Source organism: Bacillus sp. B15-48 (genome assembly GCF_016879755.1).
GTDB lineage: Bacteria > Bacillota > Bacilli > Bacillales > Cytobacillaceae > Mesobacillus_B.
In genome coordinates this window covers 1-3733 of record NZ_WOFU01000027.1, presented here as the reverse complement: position 1 = coordinate 3733, position 3733 = coordinate 1, and the positions used below count along the sequence as shown (strand labels likewise).

Below are 3733 nucleotides of genomic sequence, written 5' to 3'. Positions count from 1 at the left end.
GGGCCGTCGCTTTGATTGATGAATAATGGGGTAAGGGGATAGGAGAATTATTTTTAGGGTATAAGAAGTACAAAAAAATCCCGAAAGATGAACTTTCGGGATAAGATCTAAAAAATTATAGTTTAAACAATGAAAGAATATCATCAATGTTTTCGTTAGGATCTGGGGCAAGGACGTTACCTTCAATTGCTTCTAACATGCGATTTTCTTTTTCTTTCAATCGAGTATAGATTTTTTCATCAATGGTATTGTACACCTGGTCAAAAGTATCAAGCATCATATAATAATATTGCGTATATTGGTCATCTGGAAGGCCTAAACGATGAATCCGATCCCTTGATTGAAGCATGTGTGTCAAATTAAATGAATATTCCAAGTAAATCGCATCATGGCACGTTTTATGGAGGGATACAGATTCCGCTAAAGTATGCGGATTTGTAATTAATACTTCGATTTCCTCTTTTTTAAACTTATCTATGATAGAATCCCTTTCTTCTTGGGGAGTACTACCATAAATTACAGCAGCTTTGATTCCTTTTGAAATTAAATCCCGATACACTTTATCAATTGTATTGACGAACATGCACCAAATAATTATTTGCTTCTTTTCACGATCTAATTCCTGAACTACTCTTAGCGCTTCCCGATATTTCGTTGTTTCTTTCACTTTGCGTATAATACTTACCTCTTCTTCAGAGAAAGTAATGGGCTCATTCTGAAACTCATTGAACCAATCCGTAGCATTTTCTTCTCCGTACATCTCTATTACATCAACCGCTTTTAATAGAAGCTCCGGATTCGTAGAAGCTTGAATAAGTCGAATATATAAATGGAGTGGGGAACCACCGTATTTTCGATATAGTAATTCAATAATTTCGCGTTCATCCGTATTAGCAGGACATTTGATGAGTTCATCATCATTTACTTTTGGTACAGCTAACTGCTTTTTCGTCGTTCTCCAAAAGAAAGGGAACAGCTTAGAATTGATTTCATCAATCATGGTTACAGATGGCTCTTTCAGTTCATTTGGTTTAAAATTAAAAAACATTTGATATTCTTCCAGATACAAGATGTTCAAAAAGTTATATATATCTTGGTAAGAGTTAGGAATAGGGGTCCCAGTTAAAGCAAATTTATAGCTGGGTTTTACTGCAATTCGCTTCGCAAACTGGGCTCTTTTACTAGTTATCCCCTTAATCTTATGAATCTCATCGAATACGAGAATCGTACGGTCATCGATAATATCCGACAAAACTGCTTCGTATTTTGGAAGCGATTCGTAGTTAATCAGAATTAAATTTTTATTTATTCCATTTAACCTTAATTGAACATCAGCCGCGTTCTCGGAGTGGATATCCAATACCTCTAGTTTTTTCTTGGATCCAAAGTTCTCATCGAATTCAAGCTTCCAAGATAGAAAAGAGTTCTTCGGACCAATCATAACGATTCGATCTACTTTATTTACCTCATTGGAATTCAAATATGCAAAAACCCCATAAATCATAGAGGTTTTACCGGCACCTGGAACCGAAAAATTTGCTGCCTTTTGCATTTGCGTCATATAGAAGGCACTCCACATTTGCTGCTCTCTTAAAGGTCGAAAAAGTTCCTTTGAGACAATAGACTCGAACTTTTTATAGTCTGTGATTACCCTCGGATTCCGGTCTTTAATCAGCATTCCGTATTTGGATCTTTCTTCTATCCAAAAAGCGTGCTTTTCAATATAATCAATTAGTTTCTTACTAGTTACAAAGGTGAACTTTTTTCTACTAGAGTACTTTTCTAAAATAGATATTACCTTTTGCATCTCTATGTAGGTAAGGTTTGAAAGGAAATTAGGGTATCCATCTTCCGTATAGTAAGGCTTCAATTTCTTAGAGACATAAAAATCATCAGGGTTTATTTCAAAGCTATCTAAATTATCCTGCAGAACAAGTTGGTTTCCTTCAATTGTTAATATTAGAGCATCAGCTGTTAGCATATCTTTATCCACAACAATTCTCCCTTTATCATAGGTCATGATTTTTTGTTTGACGATGTCATTGATTTCTTTCACAAATATATTTCGATCATGTGCTTCGTCGTTCCATAATTGGTCGAACTGGAGTTGAGCCTTGTATAGCTTTTGTTGATCAAATTCCGATGATAACCAGGAAGTAGTCACGTCAAATGCTTCATAGTTGTGGGCAATAGCTGCAAATGTTTCGTTGTTGGAGCCGGAAAAATAAATGGTATTTTCTTCTTTATCTTTACAAATTCCGAATTTAGAATGGAATAAACCTTCTTTCACAAATCCTATCTTAATGTCTACATAACCATTTGCAATTAAGTGGGCAAGATTATAGAAATGCACTTGCTCTTCGAGAGTAAGCGTTTCTTCGAGTTTAGATAGCAATCTCGAACCATACTTTTCCCGAAGATTATAGCCACTTTTAATGAGGTCAAAATCTTCTTCACTAATATGTTCTGATATAATCAAGCGGTATCGACCATCGTTTTGGATTAAGCCACTGAGTCCTTTGGAATAGGCAGCTAACGCCTTTGAACTAAAATAACCACTTACCCGGTCGTAAGTGATGGAGCAGGATAATACGGGATTGTAAAAATCCCGTATTAAATCTCCCTCTTGTGAATAATAACTTGGTTTTAACGTTAATTCTTTATACATTTACCTTTTCTTCCAATAAATCAATTGTAGATTGTACTTTTTTCAAAATTTCCTTGAATTCCTCTTTATTACCGTTCTTCATTAGAGAAACTGCGACTGAATCAATGGCATCCAAAGTATCAAAAGCGCGGCTTAAGAGGTCGACTGGTTTATTGCGAGCTGCATCTGTACGGGAAGCATCAATCTTTTTCTCGATAATTTTATTACTTTCATCTTTTAATTCTTGATTGGAAGCAATTACCCTTCCAATCGAGTTTACATCTGTGATTTCCTGTTCATGAAGGGCATCATGTAGTTCTGCTGTAATGTCTTCATATTCATCCATAAATTCACTTGCACGGCTAGTCTTAATAATATCTTTTCCGATATTACGGATAAAACGAGTTAAATCTCCTTGATTAGAGGTAATCAATGCTGCAAATAGGGTGTTCTTTACATCTTCTCTTTGGTCGTCGCTTACACTTTTCAAGATGGACATTATCTCTTGGAAAGGACCGTCCAGCTTTAAATCACGGGCAATATAGTACTTTCCTTTGGCGTTAATGAAATCAAGAAACTCTACCATTAACATGGCTTCTGTTTTCAATTTCTCTACTTCTTTTTCTTTTTTATTCGTATTAGTAGCGTATTCTTGTACCGTGAAAATTTTATTTTCCACTAAGTCTCTATATACATCTACTAGGTTGTCGATAGGGTTGTAATCAACTGGCTTTTCTTCCGCATGTTGGAGATTAAGCTCGAGTCTCTTCACATCTTTAGCAGAGATGCCTTGGTCCGTGTCTAAAATAACTGCTTCAAAATAATAATCTTTTCCTTCGTCCTTATTCAGTTCACGCAAACAGGTAAAACGACGGTTTCCATCGACAATCCGGCCGTTTTTTAAAACAACACCAGGCAATCTTTGTCCAAATAATTTAATATTATTTTTCGTGTCTCTTAATGCTTGTTTATTTGAATTGACAATAAAATCATGAACGATGTTATTGTAGGCTTCCAAATCCTCAAAGTTAAAGCTGCCGTGTTCATCGATATATTTACTGATGTGCGTGGCAATACGGCCATTTT

At 35.5% G+C, this 3733-nt stretch carries 2 protein-coding genes; both read right to left on the bottom strand.

Annotated features, from left to right (window positions below):
- Positions 1–115 precede the first annotated feature (115 nt).
- The gene (locus GNT69_RS25235) at positions 116–2668 is read right to left on the bottom strand and encodes an SNF2-related protein (RefSeq protein ID WP_203557729.1); all 2553 of its coding nucleotides are present in this window, start codon (positions 2666–2668) and stop codon (positions 116–118) included.
- Positions 2661–3733: ParB/RepB/Spo0J family partition protein (locus GNT69_RS25230; RefSeq protein ID WP_203557728.1), on the bottom strand; the 1073-nt coding region annotated here is incomplete at its 5' end. The genes GNT69_RS25235 and GNT69_RS25230, both read right to left, overlap by 8 nt.

Coding starts and splice junctions, on each gene's coding strand:
- GNT69_RS25235 (WP_203557729.1), bottom strand. CDS start 2,668: ATGTATAAAGAATTAACGTTAAAACCAAGTTATTATTCACAAGAGGGA.